Annotated in this window: 16 protein-coding genes; all 16 read right to left on the minus strand. The window is 36.2% G+C overall.

From position 1 onward, the window contains the following. Nucleotides 1-34 precede the first annotated feature (34 nt). The gene (locus A3H37_04395) at nucleotides 35-622 is read right to left on the minus strand and encodes a phosphoheptose isomerase (protein OGL48168.1); all 588 of its coding nucleotides are present in this window, start codon (nucleotides 620-622) and stop codon (nucleotides 35-37) included. Continuing rightward, entirely contained in the window at nucleotides 606-1,307 is a 702-nt protein-coding gene (locus A3H37_04400; GenBank protein ID OGL48169.1) for a hypothetical protein, read from the minus strand. The genes A3H37_04395 and A3H37_04400 overlap by 17 nt, the downstream gene beginning before the upstream one ends. Further along, nucleotides 1,304-1,744, minus strand: a complete 441-nt coding sequence (locus tag A3H37_04405; GenBank protein ID OGL48170.1) for a hypothetical protein — start codon at nucleotides 1,742-1,744, stop codon at nucleotides 1,304-1,306. The genes A3H37_04400 and A3H37_04405 overlap by 4 nt, the downstream gene beginning before the upstream one ends. Then, nucleotides 1,744-3,135 (minus strand): aminotransferase class III, encoded by a 1,392-nt coding sequence (locus A3H37_04410; GenBank protein OGL48171.1) that lies wholly within the window; start codon nucleotides 3,133-3,135, stop codon nucleotides 1,744-1,746. Before A3H37_04410 ends, A3H37_04405 begins: the two co-directional genes overlap by 1 nt. Nucleotides 3,136-3,138: 3 nt before the next feature. Continuing rightward, nucleotides 3,139-3,897 carry a hypothetical protein gene (locus A3H37_04415; GenBank protein OGL48172.1) on the minus strand — a complete coding sequence of 253 codons (759 nt, stop codon included), beginning with the start codon at nucleotides 3,895-3,897 and terminating at the stop codon, nucleotides 3,139-3,141. A 27-nt stretch (nucleotides 3,898-3,924) separates the two neighbouring features. Next, complete coding sequence (locus A3H37_04420) at nucleotides 3,925-4,812, minus strand: N-acetylneuraminate synthase (GenBank protein OGL48173.1); 888 nt, start codon at nucleotides 4,810-4,812, stop codon at nucleotides 3,925-3,927. Next, a complete protein-coding gene (locus A3H37_04425; GenBank protein ID OGL48174.1) occupies nucleotides 4,803-5,330 on the minus strand; it encodes a hypothetical protein in 528 nt (175 codons plus the stop codon). The genes A3H37_04420 and A3H37_04425 overlap by 10 nt, the downstream gene beginning before the upstream one ends. Before the next feature lie 156 nt (nucleotides 5,331-5,486). Next, nucleotides 5,487-6,539 carry a GDP-mannose 4,6-dehydratase gene (locus A3H37_04430; protein ID OGL48217.1) on the minus strand — a complete coding sequence of 351 codons (1,053 nt, stop codon included), beginning with the start codon at nucleotides 6,537-6,539 and terminating at the stop codon, nucleotides 5,487-5,489. A 22-nt stretch (nucleotides 6,540-6,561) separates the two neighbouring features. Beyond that, on the minus strand, nucleotides 6,562-7,497 hold the full coding sequence (locus tag A3H37_04435) for a GDP-fucose synthetase (GenBank protein ID OGL48218.1): 936 nt from the start codon (nucleotides 7,495-7,497) through the stop codon (nucleotides 6,562-6,564). A gap of 56 nt (nucleotides 7,498-7,553) precedes the next feature. Next, on the minus strand, nucleotides 7,554-8,549 hold the full coding sequence (locus A3H37_04440; GenBank protein OGL48175.1) for an epimerase: 996 nt from the start codon (nucleotides 8,547-8,549) through the stop codon (nucleotides 7,554-7,556). Nucleotides 8,550-8,837: 288 nt separating this feature from the next. Continuing rightward, the gene (locus tag A3H37_04445; protein ID OGL48176.1) at nucleotides 8,838-9,305 is read right to left on the minus strand and encodes a hypothetical protein; all 468 of its coding nucleotides are present in this window, start codon (nucleotides 9,303-9,305) and stop codon (nucleotides 8,838-8,840) included. A gap of 84 nt (nucleotides 9,306-9,389) precedes the next feature. Then, entirely contained in the window at nucleotides 9,390-10,601 is a 1,212-nt protein-coding gene (locus tag A3H37_04450) for a hypothetical protein (protein OGL48177.1), read from the minus strand. Nucleotides 10,602-10,613: 12 nt separating this feature from the next. Next, nucleotides 10,614-13,490, minus strand: coding sequence for a hypothetical protein (locus A3H37_04455; GenBank protein ID OGL48178.1), 2,877 nt, complete (start codon nucleotides 13,488-13,490; stop codon nucleotides 10,614-10,616). Nucleotides 13,491-13,727: 237 nt separating this feature from the next. Next, the gene (locus A3H37_04460) at nucleotides 13,728-14,144 is read right to left on the minus strand and encodes a hypothetical protein (protein OGL48179.1); all 417 of its coding nucleotides are present in this window, start codon (nucleotides 14,142-14,144) and stop codon (nucleotides 13,728-13,730) included. After that, on the minus strand, nucleotides 14,107-15,957 hold the full coding sequence (locus tag A3H37_04465; protein OGL48180.1) for a hypothetical protein: 1,851 nt from the start codon (nucleotides 15,955-15,957) through the stop codon (nucleotides 14,107-14,109). The genes A3H37_04460 and A3H37_04465 overlap by 38 nt, the downstream gene beginning before the upstream one ends. A 6-nt stretch (nucleotides 15,958-15,963) precedes the next feature. Next, nucleotides 15,964-16,992, minus strand: coding sequence for a GDP-mannose 4,6-dehydratase (locus A3H37_04470; GenBank protein OGL48181.1), 1,029 nt, complete (start codon nucleotides 16,990-16,992; stop codon nucleotides 15,964-15,966). Nucleotides 16,993-17,042: the final 50 nt, after the last annotated feature.

Below are 17,042 nucleotides of genomic sequence, written 5' to 3' on the forward strand. Positions count from 1 at the left end.
GTTAAATGCTTCTTTTGATAAAATACCATTATTTTCAGTTAAATAATTTATTTTCTATAAACTCACACAGCATATGGCCTATCAGGATATGCGCTTCCTGAATTCTCGGCGTTAAATCTGAGGGAACGCAAATGCAATAATCAGACAATTTACAGATCAGACTATCTTTATTATTCCCTGTTAAACCTATCGTAATTATATCCATGCTTTTTGCAACCCTGATTGCCTCGATTATATTCTTTGCATTACCGCTTGTTGAAATACCAAGAAGAATGTCTCCGGCTTTCCCTTTTGCTTCAACTTGCCTTGAAAAGACTTTTTCAAAACAATAGTCATTCCCAATAGCAGTAATTGATGATGTATTTACAGTCAAAGCCTCTGCATCCAGAGCCTTTCTCTCTTTAAGAAATCTGCTTACAAGTTCAGTTGCAATATGCTGGGAATCTGCAGCGCTTCCGCCATTGCCGCAGATAAGAAGCTTACCGCCGGATATGTATGAACTTATGATAACTTCAGAAATATTATTTAGAACACGTAAAATTGATTCGTTTTCTGATAATGACTTTATCATATTTATATGCTGGACCATTCTATCGCGCCAAAAGTCAGGCATCTTTTCCATCCTTGATCCCAGTTCCTAATACCATAAGTTCAACAGACCACCTGAAAAATTTTATACCAGTCAATTTAGTCAATTTTCTTGCGTTTGGGGTTGAAATTAAAAGTTGAAGTAAAAAACTGAAAACTTTTAATACTGGGAATTCCCATAGGATTGGTAATTGATAGAATAATCCTGTTTGTATTTCAGAAAATCCACTAATCCGTAATAGATCACCCACCGCTGTAGTATCATATGGCCTGCAATGTGTAAAATCTTCATAAAAAATCTTCATCTGGCTTATCCAGTCAGGAGTCAATATGATAACTCTTCCATCTGGTTTAAGCACACGATAGGTTTCTTTCATTAAATGCTCTGGAGAGTAAAAATGCTCTAATAGTGATTTGTGGTAAATAATATCTATAGAATTATCATCAAATGGGAGGGTATCTTTAGAAATATCAACTTTTTTTACTCCTAAATGGCAGAGTGTTTTAACACTTGAATCACATAAGTCTACTCCATAAACATCAACACCAAAATGTCTGAATGCCTCTAAAAAATCTCCTCTGCCGCATCCAATCTCAAGAAGTTTGTCTTCTTTTCTAAGGTTAAATTTATTAATAAGATGAAGTGCTAATTTGAAGGGATAATCAGTTTTGGGAATTTTTTCTTTATCATACACTATAGAAATATAGTCTTTTTTCATTTGTCTTTTAGAATCTCGACAAGTTCTATGAAATTTCCATCAGGGTCTTTACAAAACGTAACTTTTGCAAACCTATCCGGAGAAAATTGTGGAGGAGCATTAAAGGTTATTCCGGCTTTTGTCAGTCTGTCATATTCCTTGTCCAAATCATCTACTGTAAAAGCCATGTGAGATAATCCCGGCTCAAAAATTTCTTTTTGTCCTTTGTTTATCCCTCGATGCGAATGGTAATATAGAAGCTCAATCAAATTTCCGTCCGGTGCAGCTAATTTTATTGTAGTTACCTTTACATCTTTTAACGACAACATATTATTGATGTAATTACCCGATTCTATCATTTTCTTGACAACCTTAAAACCCAGTAACTCAGTATAAAAAAATAACGAATCTTTTAATTCATTCACAACTATTCCGGTATGACGGATATTCGTTATCATTAGCTATCCTTAGCAACCTCTATAATTGATTCCTCTAATACTTCTAATCCTTCTAACAAGGCGTCATCAGGGATTGTCAATGGCGGTCCCATTTTTATTGACTCTCTTCCGGTATGTACAAGTATTACTCCCTTCTGCATAGCTTTCTCGCAGACTTTAGTCGGAAACAATGCATCAGCCTCGCCTGTCACAGGATTTTTAAAAATAATTCCTGCAATAAGACCAGTACCAAAAATATATGAAATTCTATCTGAATATTTATTTTTCAACTTAGTTAAACAACCATGCAGCAACTTTCCTTTTCTCTCAGATTCTTTTATAAGTTTTCCTTCTTCAATAGCTTCTATATTTGCAAGTCCAGCAGCGCAACAAAGAGGGTTTGCTGAATGTGTGCTGCTCATAGAACCAATATCGGGCAAATCCATTATACTCACTCTTCCAATAACAGCAGACAAAGGCAGGGAACCACTTAATCCCTTGCCCAAACACAACAGATCAGGTTCAACGCCATAATGTTGATAAGCAAAGAGTTTGCCTGTTCTTCCAAATCCAGATTGAATTTCATCAAAGGCAACCAGTATATTATATTTTTTTGCAAAGTCTGCCAAACCCTGAATATATTCAACAGGGAAAAACATTGCTGACCATCCAATATATGATTCAATCATAAAACCTGCTATATTACTAAAATCCAGTCCCTTTTTTTTCAGAACCTCCATATCATTGCAAAAGTGCTCTTTCCATGATAAATCATCTCTATTCTTTATTTTTGTGGTCCATGGATAAGGTATTGGCAGATGGTGTATATTGGGGTCCATATATCCAATCCATGCTATTCCCTTAGGGTCTCCCTTGAGCATCTCAGCACCCATAGTGCGGCCATGCATGCCGCCTTGAAACGAAATAATACCAATCTTAGATGGCTTTATACTTTGTCCATGCATCCTAATTAATTTTATGGCGCACTCTGTCGCCTCAGTGCCAGAAGATAGCAAAAAGGCTTTTTCAAATTGTACGGGTGATATCTCTATCAGCTTTTTTAAAAATTCTATGCGGCTTTCATTGGCAAATGTGTAGGTATGAAGCAATTTTTGATCAAGCATTTTTTGTAATGCTGAAATGATTTTAGGATTTGCATGACCTGAATTAGCCAAGAAAATAGTAGATGTGAAATCAATCCACGAATTACCATATGGGTCAAAAACCTGAAAATTCTCAGCCCTGTCCCATACAACCGGCAATTGACCATGCATTGACCTGGATTCTAACTTTCCAAGCAAATCAAATATAGCCAAAGACTCAGGGACAGGTATCATGGTCTTTATTTTCCTATATTTAGAATCTACAGGTGGTACTTTTTGAGGAATAAGCGAAAAGCTATGCCCTGACATTATCTATTCCTCCGCTGAAAAATTCATTTTCAAATAATCAAACAAGACATTGCCCCGTTTATTGATTTCATATTCCAAAAAATGAAAATCATCCACTGTGTCAACTTCAGTAGTCTTAGGAGTAACAAACCCGATCATTTTATGTCCATGAAGCCTGTTATTTTTTAAAACGTAATGTGGTTTGATTATATCAACATAGCCGTTAGGATAGTAGGCTGGAGGGAAAGCTTGTCGTGGTAAATTGTAATATTCAGGTCTAGGATCATCCGGAAAAAGTCCAGTAAGATGCCCTCTTTTATTAATTCTAAAATATTTTTCAGGAGCTTCACCAAGCTCCTGAACTGACCTCAAGGAAGTTGATTCCGGGTCATTTTCAATGGCTGAGATGGCATTATTAATTAATTCGGGGGTGCGGAAAGGAGTTGGCGGACGAAGATGCACTAAGTATTCAGGGATTATATTCTCCTTATCTTGAAACCAGTTTAAAGCATGTAATACAAATTCAATATCAGGAGAAGTATCACTTGCAAACTCTTTTGGACGAAGAAACGGAACTTCTGCTCCATACCTTAAAGCAATATCTGCTATGATTTTAGAATCAGTAGATACAATTATCCTCTTTATTCTATTTGTTAGTTTGGCAGCTGTGATTGAATAAGCTATTAAGGGATATCCACCTAATAGTTTTATGTTTTTACCGGGAACACCTTTAGAACCACCCCTTGCAGGAATTATACTATAAATCAAACTATTACTTTTCATAAAACACTTAGTAACTTCTGTATATTATCATTCTTCATGCCATCGAAAACCATCTTCACGAAAATATCTTAATTTATAAGCCACTTTCTCTTCTTCTGGAATAATAATTTTTTTCCCTGAACCTAAAATTTGCTTAACTCTTCTCGTATCTCGCATTACAAGTTCCAAGCCATGTTTTTCAAGAGATGATGATTGGTCAGAGCCATACATAGTTCTGTCTATGGTTATGTGTCTTTCTATTGCAACCGCTCCTAACGTAGTTGCAAGAACAGATGGCAATACCCCTGCCTCGTGACCACTATATCCTACAGGACATTTATATTTATCCTTCAATGTCTTAATCATTTCTACATTACACCACTCGTCCGGACAAGGATAAACAGAAATACAATGCATAAGAGTATAAGGACATCTTTTCTTTTCAAATATACTTACAACCCTATCTATCTGCTCAAAATTACTCATACCAGTTGAGATAAATGTATGCTTTCCTTCTTCAACCACCATATCCACAAGTATTTTGTGTGTAAGCATGGTTGAGGCAATTTTGTTAAAGAGTAAATCATACTGCCTTAGGAACTCTTGACTTTTCTCATCCCATGCAGAAGCAAACCAGTAAATCTCTTTCTCTCTACAATAGGAATGAATTTCATCATATTCCTTTTTTCCCAATTCAAGTCCTTCTTTCTGCGCCCTCTGAGTCATTCCCCAAGGACTCTGCCTCGGTGAATCAAGCAATTCCTTAGTGTAAACAATGTCAATTGTCCTCTTTTGAAATTTAACAGCATCTGCCCCACATTCTTTTGCCATATCAATAAGCTTTTTCGCGATCTCAACATCACCATTATGATTAATGCCAATCTCTGCAATCATAAATGGCAATTTTTCCTGATTTGCATATGGATTTAAATGCATTTCAATTTCTCCTTATTATCAGGTTCAATATAATTTAAAAAATCTCTAACTACTCCTTCACCTCCTTTAACCTCAAGAATAATCTTTGATATCCTTTTTATTTCTTCATAAGCATCTAAAGGACATACTGGATAACCAACAATACTCATTACTTCAAAATCATTAATATCATTACCAATATAAACTACATTGCTAAGTTGTATATTATTTTCATTACAGTAGGAAACAAGGGTCTCTTTTTTATTGACCACGCCTTTAATGACTGGAATATTAAGCTTATTTGCCCGTGCTTCTACTACCTTATTTGTTTCCATTGTTAATATAATCTGTTTTATCCCTCTATCATTGATTATTCCTATTGCTAAACCATCAGAACGATTTACAACAACACTTTCTATTCCATCTTCTCTTAAAATAACTTTATTGTCTGTAAGAACACCATCAAAATCATAAACTATAAGTTGAATATTTTTTAAAAATAAAACTTTAGTTTGCTTTTTTAAATCCTTCTTTGTCATAAAATATTTACAAACTTCTATCATCTTCAATGAAATCTATTTCATAATCTTTCCACAAAGGCATCTGATAATATTTCAGGAAGGAATAAATAGCGTTAAACCCTTAAATTCTGACAATAAGTTCAAGTTTAAATAAATAAATTTACTTCCTTCTTTTTAACCCAAGGTTAATTTATTGCTTGTCCAACTAATAGCCTTTTTCTTCAATATTTTTTTCCCCTCTCCTTGTGAGTTAAGGCCGATTAATTCCATATCTGCATCAACCATTATCTTTACAAGTTCCTTGAAATTAATCTTAGGAACCCAATTAAGTTTCTTTCTTGCCTTGCTGCTATCTGCCAACAAAAAGTCCACTTCATATGGTCTAAAATATCTGGAGTCTATCTCTACATAATCTTTCCAATCTAATTTCACATAACCAAATGCTTCTTCCAAAAACTCTTTTATCGAGTGACTCTCGCCTGTGCCAATAACATAATTATCCGGTTCGTCCTGTTGTAGCATAAGCCACATCGCTTCTACATATTCGGGCGCATAGCCCCAGTCTCTTTTTGCTTCGAGGTTGCCAAGGTAAAGTTTATTTTGTTTTCTTGCTAAAATATTGGCAATACCACGCGTTATTTTTCTTGTAACAAAGGTTTCCCCACGGCGCGGGGATTCATGATTGAAAAGGATACCATTACAAGCAAAGATTTTGTATCCTTCACGATAATTTACGGTCATCCAGTAGGCATAAAGTTTTGCCGCTGCATAAGGGCTTCTTGGACAAAAAGGAGTTCTCTCATTCTGTGGTGGAGGAACTGACCCGAACATTTCTGACGACGAAGCCTGGTAAAATTTTGTCTTTATATTGCTCCTCCTTATAGCCTCCAAAACCCTTGTCACTCCTAACGCTGTTATATCACCTGTGTATTCAGGCATATCAAAACTTACTTTTACATAACTCTGTGCTCCAAGATGATAAATCTCATCTGGTTTTATGTCATAGATAAGGCTTGTAAGTAGGCTTGAGTCTGCTAAATCACCATAGTGAAGAAATAGTCGTGCATTTGAAATATGCGGATCAATATAGATATGGTCTATTCTCCCTGTATTAAATGTACTTGACCGCCGGATAAGTCCATGAACCTCATAACCTTTGCTTAATAAAAACTCTGCAAGATAAGAACCATCCTGACCAGTGATACCAGTAATAAGAGCACGTTTCATAAGGTATTCTCCTTGCACAGTTTTATCTTTTCTCTCCTCTATACCATTCAATAGTCTTTTCCAATCCCTTTTCAAAATTTGTTTTTGCCTTGAAACCAAATTCCCTTTCCGCTCTTGTCGTATCAAGACATCTTCTTGGTTGACCATCCGGTTTTGTTTTATCCCAAATAATTTTCCCTTTAAAACCTGAAAGTTCAGCAATCAATTCAACCAAGTTTTTTATAGAAATCTCAAAACCTGCACCAAGATTCACTGGTTCCGGTTTATTGTACCTCTCTGCAGCAAGACAAATCCCTTCTGCCGCATCCTCTGCATAAAGGAATTCTCTTGTGGCCTTTCCTGTCCCCCAAACAGTTATTTGCGAATCCTTATTCTTTATTGCATCAACACATTTTTTTATTAAGGCTGGTATAACATGAGAAGACTCGGGGTCAAAATTGTCTTTTGGACCATAAAGATTTACCGGTAGAAGATAGATAGAATTAAACCCATATTGCTGGCGATAGGCTTGTGATTGAACCAAAAGCATCTTCTTTGCAAGTCCGTAAGGGGCATTAGTCTCTTCGGGATAACCGTTCCATAGTTCTTCCTCTTTAAAGGGAACAGGTGTGAATTTTGGATAACAACATATCGTTCCCATAGCAACGAATTTTTCTATTCGGTTCAGTCTTCCCTGCTCTATCATCTGAACACCCATCATGATATTACCATAGAAAAACTTACCAGGATTTACACGGTTTGCCCCTATACCTCCAACTCTCCCTGCAAGATGAATAACAATATCAGGTTTGGCATTATTGTAAAGCCTACGGACAGCTTCCATATCAACAAGATCGTATTCCTTACTCCGCGGAACGAAAATATCTTTACATCCAAGCTCTTTGAGCTTTTGTACAACAAAAGAACCGAGGAAACCAGCTCCACCCGTAATTAAGACGCATTTACTTGACCAATCCATAGATTGATTTAGATTATTATTCATGGTTTTCTTCTCTTTGCAAAACTCTAAATTGGTTACTGAATTATAAACTGATGATTAAGATACTTAAAATCATCAGGTTTTTTTATTAACCCATCTGAAATTGCTTTAATTACTTCTTTTATCCCCTCTTCAATTGTAATAGTTGCTTTGAAACCCAGAATCTTTTCTATTTTATTAAAGCTAACTTTTACATCACGCATATCTTGCCCAAATGATAAATCCTTATATTCAACTTCAACAGCAGGGATATTCTTTTGTATCATTTTGATAATATCCTCTTTAGAGCAGTTGCCGGAATCAGAACCTACATTAAAAATCTGATTTCGTATTTTATCTTCTTCTGCCTCCATCATTAAATAAATAGCATTGATTACATCACGAATGTGAACAAAAGATCTGTTATAATTTTTTTGGTAAATGATTAATTTTCTTTTAGTCATTGCTTCTAAAACAAATTGGTTAACAATCAAGTCGAACCTCGTTCGAGGAGAAATACCAAATAGTGTAGCAAACCTTGGTATCACAGGAGCACAATAACTGTTTATACCTTTGCTCAATAAATATTTTTCAGCTTTGATTTTACTTTCTGCGTATATAGATTGTGGATAGAGAGGTGATTCTTCAGTTACAGCTTTCCCATCATCTGAAATTCCATAATTACTATATGTAGATGCAAGGATAAATCTCTTTATCCCTTTTGATTCTGCAACATCAAAAACTTTTTTTGTGGCTTCATGATTAAATTTAAAAGCAGTCTCTTTTCCTACTTGCTGACAGGCAGGGAAACCAACTATTGCAGCAAAGTGAACAACTACTTCCACATCTGCAAACAATTCCTCATATTTATGAATTTCACATACATTACCTTTTATAAAGATAAAATTGTTATTTATGAAATATGGCATTATTGACTCTCCTCCAAACCATAGTTCATCAATAACCTTAACCTTATAGCCTTTATTTAGCAAAAATCCTGTGAGAAGTGAGCCTATATATCCAGCCCCACCAGTAATTAATACAGTTTTCATTTATCTCTCCAATGATAGTAGAAATTTTTAGATTAAATTTTTATTTACTATAAAAGTATTTTTTTAGCTTCTCAAAAACCTCAGCTCAAAAATTCTTTAAATTATTTAATTAGCTTTTTCTACATAATAAAACTTTTTCGCTTATGATAAATTAATTCTCCTGTCTGAGATTAAAGCTCCTCACAACAAACTTGTTAGGAATGCGCTCGCTATACATTTTTAACAAAAGACAAGCTACCGCCATAAACTCACTATTTGTTATTTGCCAATAGCCAGTTTACAGGAAATTTAAATTTTACTCACAAGTTCTGATGGAATAGAAATCTTCACACTGTTATGAATGATATTAAGAAGTATTAATATTCTATCTCTTCCATTCAAACTCTCTAAAAATAAGCCCTGATAGCCTGAAAAAGGACCATCCCCAATCTCAACTCTATCTCCGGTTTTGAGCTTTGAGGCTAAAGTTTCTATCCTTACATATCCATCCTTATCTAAACGCAGTTTGATATCATTTATAAACCTTTCAGGAACAGAAGAGGGAAATCCATCAGGACGAAAACTCACAAGCCTTATCACGCCTCTACAATTCCTTATTGACCACCTGGGATCTTTTTCAAGATCAAAATTAACAAAAAGATAACGGGGGAAAAGAGGAAGCGCCATTTTGCTTCCCTTTTTTGTTTTCAGGCAAATGGGAAGAAAGGTCTCATATCCCATATTTATAAGGTTCCATCTCGCATATTCCTCTTTCATAGGCTTAGTATATACTGCAAACCATGACTTCATCGTTATTAAAGCTAACCAGCTTGCAAGCTTGATAACTTGCCAGCTGTTAAATTACTCACTCTTCCTGACATTCTCCCAGTACTCAAGGAAGAATGCTAAAAATATCCCTATGAATATAGAGGTTATTCCTGCAAGCATGACATTCGAAGTCCTATTTGGCTTTATCCTTTTTTCTGGTGGCACAGCTTTATCTATTACTACAAAATCTATTGAATCTTTTGCCTCTTCAATTCTTGCAAGCTCATATTGTTGTGATAGCAGTTCATAAACCTTTTCCTGCACTATTGCCTCTCTTTTTAACCTTACGAAATTCAATCCTACATTAGAAGTTTCTTTAAAAGGCAGAAAAACTCTGTCTCCGTCTTCCAGGGAGCTACCATCATTTTCCCCAACATCTATCATTTCTACCTGTCTGGTAAGCTCATCTATTTCATCTTTTAATCTAATTACATCAGGGTTTGCATCAGTAGAGAATTTCTTGATGACCCCAAGCTCAACCTTTTTTGCTACCAATTTTGCCTTAATATCTGCCGAGGTTTTTATAACTGATTCTGTTTGCTTATCAAGTTCAACAATCTGCTTATTCTGCTGGAAATTCAACAAAAGTTCTTCTGCTTTAACCAAGTCCTTTCTTGTTTCCTCCAATTGTTTTTCAAGATTAAGCCTGTTTTTCTTTGCGAGTGTCATAGTATTTTCATTTAAAAACTTTTGGAGAGCAGATAAAAACTCATTTGCTATTTTTGCTGCAAGAGCTGGGTCTTTATAATCTACAGAAACAGAAACTAATCCCTTCTTGCTGTCTGATGATATATTAACTATTCCTTTATACAATGTTTCTATAGATCTCTGCATTGAAGGAGGAGAATTATTTTTCCATCTTTTTTTTTCATCATCCCAATTATCTTTAAAAAATATTCTATCTAAATTTAGAGATATCACAACATGTTCAGCCACTATTTTACTTTCAAGCAAAGTAGATAATTTTGCTAAAGAACCCCCGCCAAAGCGCGACCCCAAACCTGAAAGGAAAGGCAATGACTCAGCAGCGGATGTAAGAGGAGAAGATGAAAGACCTCTGCCCGCATCAATTGGCATCAATGTGGCTTCTGCCCTGTAAATTTTTGTCATAAAAAGACTTACAATGGCTGTAATGACTACAGAGGCTAAGAAAAGATTGAAGATCATTTTTCTTCTTTTCTTTAAAATCCTTAAATAATCAATCAGGTTAATTTCTTCCTCAAAATCTTGTATTTCTTTATCCATAAATTTTAATCTTCATGGGGTGCTATCAAGCACACCAAATATAACTGCCACTGTTGCAGCTATGTTAGCAATTGTCCTTGACGCCTGGTCAGCATATTTTAAATAGTCAAGAATTATCACTCTCTTTGGAACAAGGATTGTATCGCCGGGCTCTGCCTTTATGTTCATAAAGCTTGGAGTAAACCATCCTGTCCCCTCAGTAGTCCAAGACATTCCCTGTAATCTGCTTATAGTTGAGCCGTCTGCCCTTATTAAATATATCTCGCTTTCATTGGCATTTTTTGTAGGACCCCCGACCATATTCACGTAATCTGCTATTGTTGCCCCTTTGGTATGTAACAGTGAAATCGGGTTATATACCTCTCCTAATATTGTAACTGATGTAGGAATTGGAGGAATAAAAAGTGTGTCATCTTTCTCAAGAACTATATCATATCTCGAGTCCTTGAATTTATCCGGTGAATCAAGCTTTACAACTATTCTTCCCTCAATCTTTGCGTTTACTAATTTCTTTATAAGCTCGGTTTTTAAATTTAAAAACTCCTTGCGTGCAACAGATTCATCCTGAGATATAGTTGCAAGAACCGGAGGAGCAGATTCCTGAAGAACATCCTGTTCAAGTTTTGACACAAAATCATCAACTCTTGCTTTAACCTTGAGCCTCTCTGATTCCCTTGTAAAATATGCGCCTTTAATATAAGCCTTGTCAGTAAATCCACCTGCTCTTTCAATAACCGAGCTTAGATGTTCGCCTTTAGCAATTGTGTAGGTGCCTGGAAATTTTACTTCACCTTTCAGTATAACAGTATTATTCAGAACCCATTCAGGAATGCTTCTGATTGAGAGATGGTCATCAGGCTCAAGAATTATATTATGTTCCGGATTATCCCTTAAAGCCTCTCTGAGATTAATTTGAATCTGTTTTGTAACAGTCTTATCTTCCAATTTTTCAATCCTTGTGAGCTCTGCACTTGGTAGATATGCATTTCTCAGGAGATTTCCTGCTTTAAATATTAAGCCATTCACATGCATATTTTTCAAAAACTCGTAATCGCCAGGATTACCAACCTCACCTGTTATTTTGACTGTAGATATTCCCTTCATCTCTTCTTTGGAATAAATTCTTACCTTATCCCTGGATTTAAGCTCTAAATTTTGTGACTCATCTCCTTCAAGCAATAGCTTCCCGAGGTTAAATGAGATAGTTTCAAGATGCCTATCGGGTGGAACTTCACGAGTAATTGAGGCATGCTGGAGATAAGGCTCTGGTAGCAGGTCTTCTAATGATTTAATAAGGTCTTTGACCCTCATACCATCCTTTAGCTCATATCCACCTGGCCTTTCAACATTGCCTTCAAGATAAACAATCTTTTCAGTCAAAGAAAGAATAGGAAAGACCTTTACAAAATCCCCGTCCTGAAGCTCTTCTTGAAACCTTAAGTCTTTTTCAAATCCTTCTCCCCCAGCCAAATTAAAATCCTGGACAATCCTCTTTTCATGGGCAACAATTCTCTCAACCTGGATTCTTTGTAAATATCCTGTAGGAGTTATACCACCAGCCATCTCAAGAAATTCTCCCAAAGTAACCCTATCCTTATATTCATAAATTGCTGGCCTTTTTATATTTCCGGCAATTCCAATCACTGGACCAATAATAGAAATAAATAAGGTGTCACCGGATTGGAGGCGTTCGTCCTGGCTTTTATCTCCTTTGAGAAGAAAATTATATAGGTCAATTTCTCTAACAATCTCACCATTTCTCATAAGCTTAATTTTTCTCATCGTCCCCCTTTTTGTAGGACCACCTGCTGCAAAAAGGGAATTATAGGCTGTAGCCAAAGAAGAAAGTGAAAAACTTCCAGGAGTATCAACCTCTCCCACAACAAAAACCTGAATTGTTCTTATTTTATCCATAGTAACATTCATTTGAAAATTCTTGTAATAGTTTGAGAATTTTGCCTGGAGAAAGTCTCTCAATTGAGAAAAAGTAAGACCCCAAACTTTTAATGTCCCTATTTTTGGAATAATAATCTCTCCATTCTGATTAACCTCAACCCTGTAGCTCTCTTCAACTCTTCCCCAGATATCAATTGTAAATCTATCTCCAGCACCTATTACATAGTCAGGTCCAACAGGAACATCGGTTAGAGGAGCAAAGGTAGAGACAGTGGTTTTAAATATATCATATCCAAATTGAACTACCTCTCTGGAAATTATCTGAGGGATTTTCTCTTCTCTAAAGCCCTTCTCAATATCTGAAAGAAGGTCCTTTGCTTCCTTTGGAGTTGCGGTTACCTCTTCAGATAAATTGCTATATGACTTTTTCTTTTTATAAGTTTTTATAGTAAAGAAATTTGTATAAGCCCTTACAGCAAAGAAATAGGTCGTATAATTTTTTAAATTTCTTACTCTGTAACTTGTAATATTTCCGGCATCAATGGTTTTTGTATACTCTTCTGATTTTTCTCCATAATTTATTTCATATCCGGCTATTTCAAACCTCTCTTCCTCTAATACTTCCTTTGGGGTGCCAATTTCTATTACCTCCTCTTTCTCTTTTTCTGTTAGGGCACCAGTTTCCATTAATCTCTTTTTGTTTCTTTCCATCTTTTCAATATCTTTTAAAGGGAAGGTATATGGTTCCCATTTTAATTCAACGTAGGTATCACCTGGAATAGCAGTTAATTTTGTCTTAAATTCGAAAGAAACTGTCCTTTCTTTTAATCCTCCAGGTAATCCTTCAGCAGTCTTTTCTGCTCCTGGCTTGAGAAGCTCAGCTCGGGATGGAATATTTAAATCCGCACCCTCTTCCTGTGCAAAGACTAAAGAAAATGTAAGAAGAAAAACGATTAAAAAAATAGTCTTGATTAAAGGAAAAATTTTTAACATTCTGTGAACTCCCTGATTATTTTTTTTAAAATATTATTAAATAGAAAAACAGAGCGATGAAAATTCAATCTTTCTCAGAATATTTTTCATTTATCACCTTTTTAAAATAATTGAATTATTTTCAAAGGTTTCTATATATCTAAATACAATCTTATTGTCAATAAACATAAATCTATTGGAAAGGTCTTATTTTTATTTATGCAAATTGGAAATGTGGCAATAAATCAGTGAGGTAGTTCAGAACGCTCTTTTCATATCATCTTTTGGGTTTGCTGGGGTTCTTTTTATCCAGTAAGAATCTCTTGTTGTTCTATGAGAAAATTTCTTTGAATTTGAGCTGAATATCCTATACGCAAACCCAAAAGGAGTTACTACTAAATAAAAAATTAAAGACAGAATCAGGAAGGTGTTAACTCTTCCAAGAACTTTGCCAACCTTCATCCATCCGGCATAAACCGGAGACAAAAGATTCGGAGCAATTATACCAAGGAGGATTATGACTGCGCCAGCAACCACCACATAAAGGTTTAATTCCCTTCCTTTAATCACAGGAATAAACCCAATCATTGCAAGAACAGAACCAATCAGCAACCCGAATTTTCTTAACTCAGGGCTCTTAGTCAAGCCCAAACTCCTTTCTCCAGTCTGTGTCATCCTCAAGCGGTTTCTGTTCCTTTTTATCAAGTATAAAATCTTCAAGAACAAGGTAATCCATTTCTGTCCTCATAAAGCACCTGTAAGCATCCTCAGGGCTGCAGACAATTGGCTCACCCCTTACATTGAATGAAGTATTCATTATCACAGCACAACCTGTTTTTTCTTCAAATTTTTTTATTAACCTGTAATATCTCGGATTTGTATGTTCATGGACTGTCTGTATTCTTGCAGAATAATCAATATGCGTTACTGCAGGCATGTCTGAACGGGGAACATTTAGAAGGTCTATTCCCCAGAGGCTCTTTCTTTCACTGGATATATCGTAGCATCTCTCTTTTTTTACAGGCGCAACAAGAAGCATATAAGGGCTGTCATAATCAAGCTCAAAATATTCTGACATCTTCTCTCTCAGCACAGAAGGGGCAAAGGGCCTGAAGGATTCGCGGTATTTTATCTTTAAATTCATAATTGACTGCATCTTAGGGCTTCGCGCATCTCCTATTATGCTCCTTGCGCCAAGCGCTCTTGGACCAAACTCCATTCTTCCCTGCAACCATCCAATCACTTTACCTTCAGCAAGCAAATTAGCTAATATATCAAGGAGTTCAGGTTCATTGAAATTTTTATACGGAATATTGTTTTTATTAAGAAATTCCTCTATGTATCTGTTTGAGTAAGATGGCCCAAGATAGGCTCCCTTCATTGAGTCTGTTTTTTTTGGCTCCCTTTTGTTTCCCAGATACTGGTGCCATACAGCAAGTGCGGCTCCAAGTGCACCCCCTGCATCACCGGCACTTGGCTGAATCCATATATCTCTGAAAATCTCTTCCATTAGTATTTTTCCATTTGCAACACAATTCAATGCAACACCTCCGGCAAGACATAAGGTATTCTCTCCTGTCTCTTTTTTCAGAAATTTAACCATTCTGCGCACAACCTCTTCAGTAACATCCTGCACAGACCTTGCCAGGTCCATTTCCCTCTGGGCAAGTTTTGTTTCTGGCTTGCGCGGAGGACCTCCAAAAATCCTATCAAATTTGCCATTTGTCATTGTAAGCCCTGTGCAGTAGTTAAAATACTCCATATTAAGAGTAAACGAACCGTCTTCCTTCAGGTCTATGAGGTTGTCATAGATGAGCTGCGTATACTTTGGCTCTCCGTACGGAGCAAGACCCATCACCTTGTATTCTCCGGAATTTACTTTAAAACCTGTATAGTAAGTAAATGCTGAATATAGGAGTCCGAGTGAGTGAGGGAAATGAATTTCATAAAATAGTTCTAATCCATTATCATTTCCCAATCCTGCAGATGTGGTAGCCCATTCCCCGACACCGTCTATTGTCAGAACCGCAGCGCTTTTAAATGGAGAAGGGAAAAAAGCTGAAGCAGCGTGTGACTGATGGTGTTCGGGAAAAAGCAATTTCCTTCTCCAATTGATTCTGTTTTCTTCTGTAAACCCTGCAGCATTGTTCAGTTCTTCATTTAAGAGTCTTGTTAAAAACAGCTTTTCTTTCATCCATACAGGCATGGACATTGAAAAGGATTTTATTCCTGTTGGAGCATAATTAATATATGTTTCAAGAATTCTTTCAAATTTGAGGATTGGTTTGTCATAGAAAGCTACATAGTCTATTTTTTCTCCATCGATTCCACCTTGCTTGATGCAGAACCTGACTGCATTTACAGGAAATCTCGGGTCATGCTTTTTTCTGGTAAAACGTTCTTCCTGAGCAGCAGCAATAATTTCTCCATCCTTTACAAGGCAGGCTGCACTATCATGATAATAAGCTGATATACCTAAGATATTCATAGTAACTTAATTCTTGTTTTTTCCCAAACGCTTTATATCACCTTCAACCATAATCTTTACCAAATCATTAAAGCGGGTTTTTGGCTTCCAGCCAAATTTCTGGTTTGCCTTTAAAAAGTCACCGATTAAAAGGTCAACCTCGGCAGGCCTGAAAAACTCCTGAGAGAGTTCAATAACTGTTTTCCCTGTTTTTTTATCCTTTCCCTTTTCATTAACCCCGCTGCCATTCCACTCAATATCTGTGCCAATATAACTAAAAGCAGACTCAATAAACTCCCTTACTGAATGGGATTCTCCTGTTGCAATAACAAAATCATCAGGCTTATCCTGCTGGAGCATAAACCACATTGCCTCAACATATTCTGGCGCATATCCCCAGTCTCTTTTTGCATCAAGATTGCCAAGAACAATCTTATCCTGGAGACCGCATTTAATCCCGGCAATACCGTGACTTATTTTTCTTGTTACAAATTCAAATCCTCTGAGAGGTGATTCGTGGTTAAAAAGTATTCCTGAACTGGCAAAAAGATTATAAGACTCGCGGTAATTTACGGTTATGTGATGGCCAAAAACCTTTGCAACAGCATAGGGGCTTCGCGGATAGAAGGGCGTTTTTTCATTTTGCGGAACTGCCTGGACTCTTCCGAACATTTCGCTTGATGATGCTTGGTAGAATTTTATTTTCGGGTTTATTGCTCTTATTGCTTCAAGAACACGCATTACCCCTATTGCTGTCACATCAGCCGTAAATATAGGTTCTTCAAACGATAAGGCCACAAAGCTCTGTGCTCCGAGATTATAAATTTCATCAGGCTGTATTTTATCTATCGTTCTGTAAATGTTGGTAAACTCGAGAAGCTCGAAAGGCACGTATTTTATATGTTTGTCTATGCCAAGAAATTTTAGCCTCTCCAGATGAAGATCAGACGTCCTCCTGAATGCACCATAAACTTCATAGCCTTTTTCCAGCAAAAGTTTTGACAAGTATGCACCATCCTGTCCGGTGATTCCTATTATAAGCGCTTTCTTGCCCATTTTCTATTCCTTTTTTGAAAAACATCTTTTAAAAAAGAGGCTTAAAACAT

This window comes from Candidatus Schekmanbacteria bacterium RIFCSPLOWO2_02_FULL_38_14, from assembly GCA_001790855.1.
Lineage (GTDB): Bacteria > Schekmanbacteria > GWA2-38-11 > GWA2-38-11 > GWA2-38-11 > 2-02-FULL-38-14-A.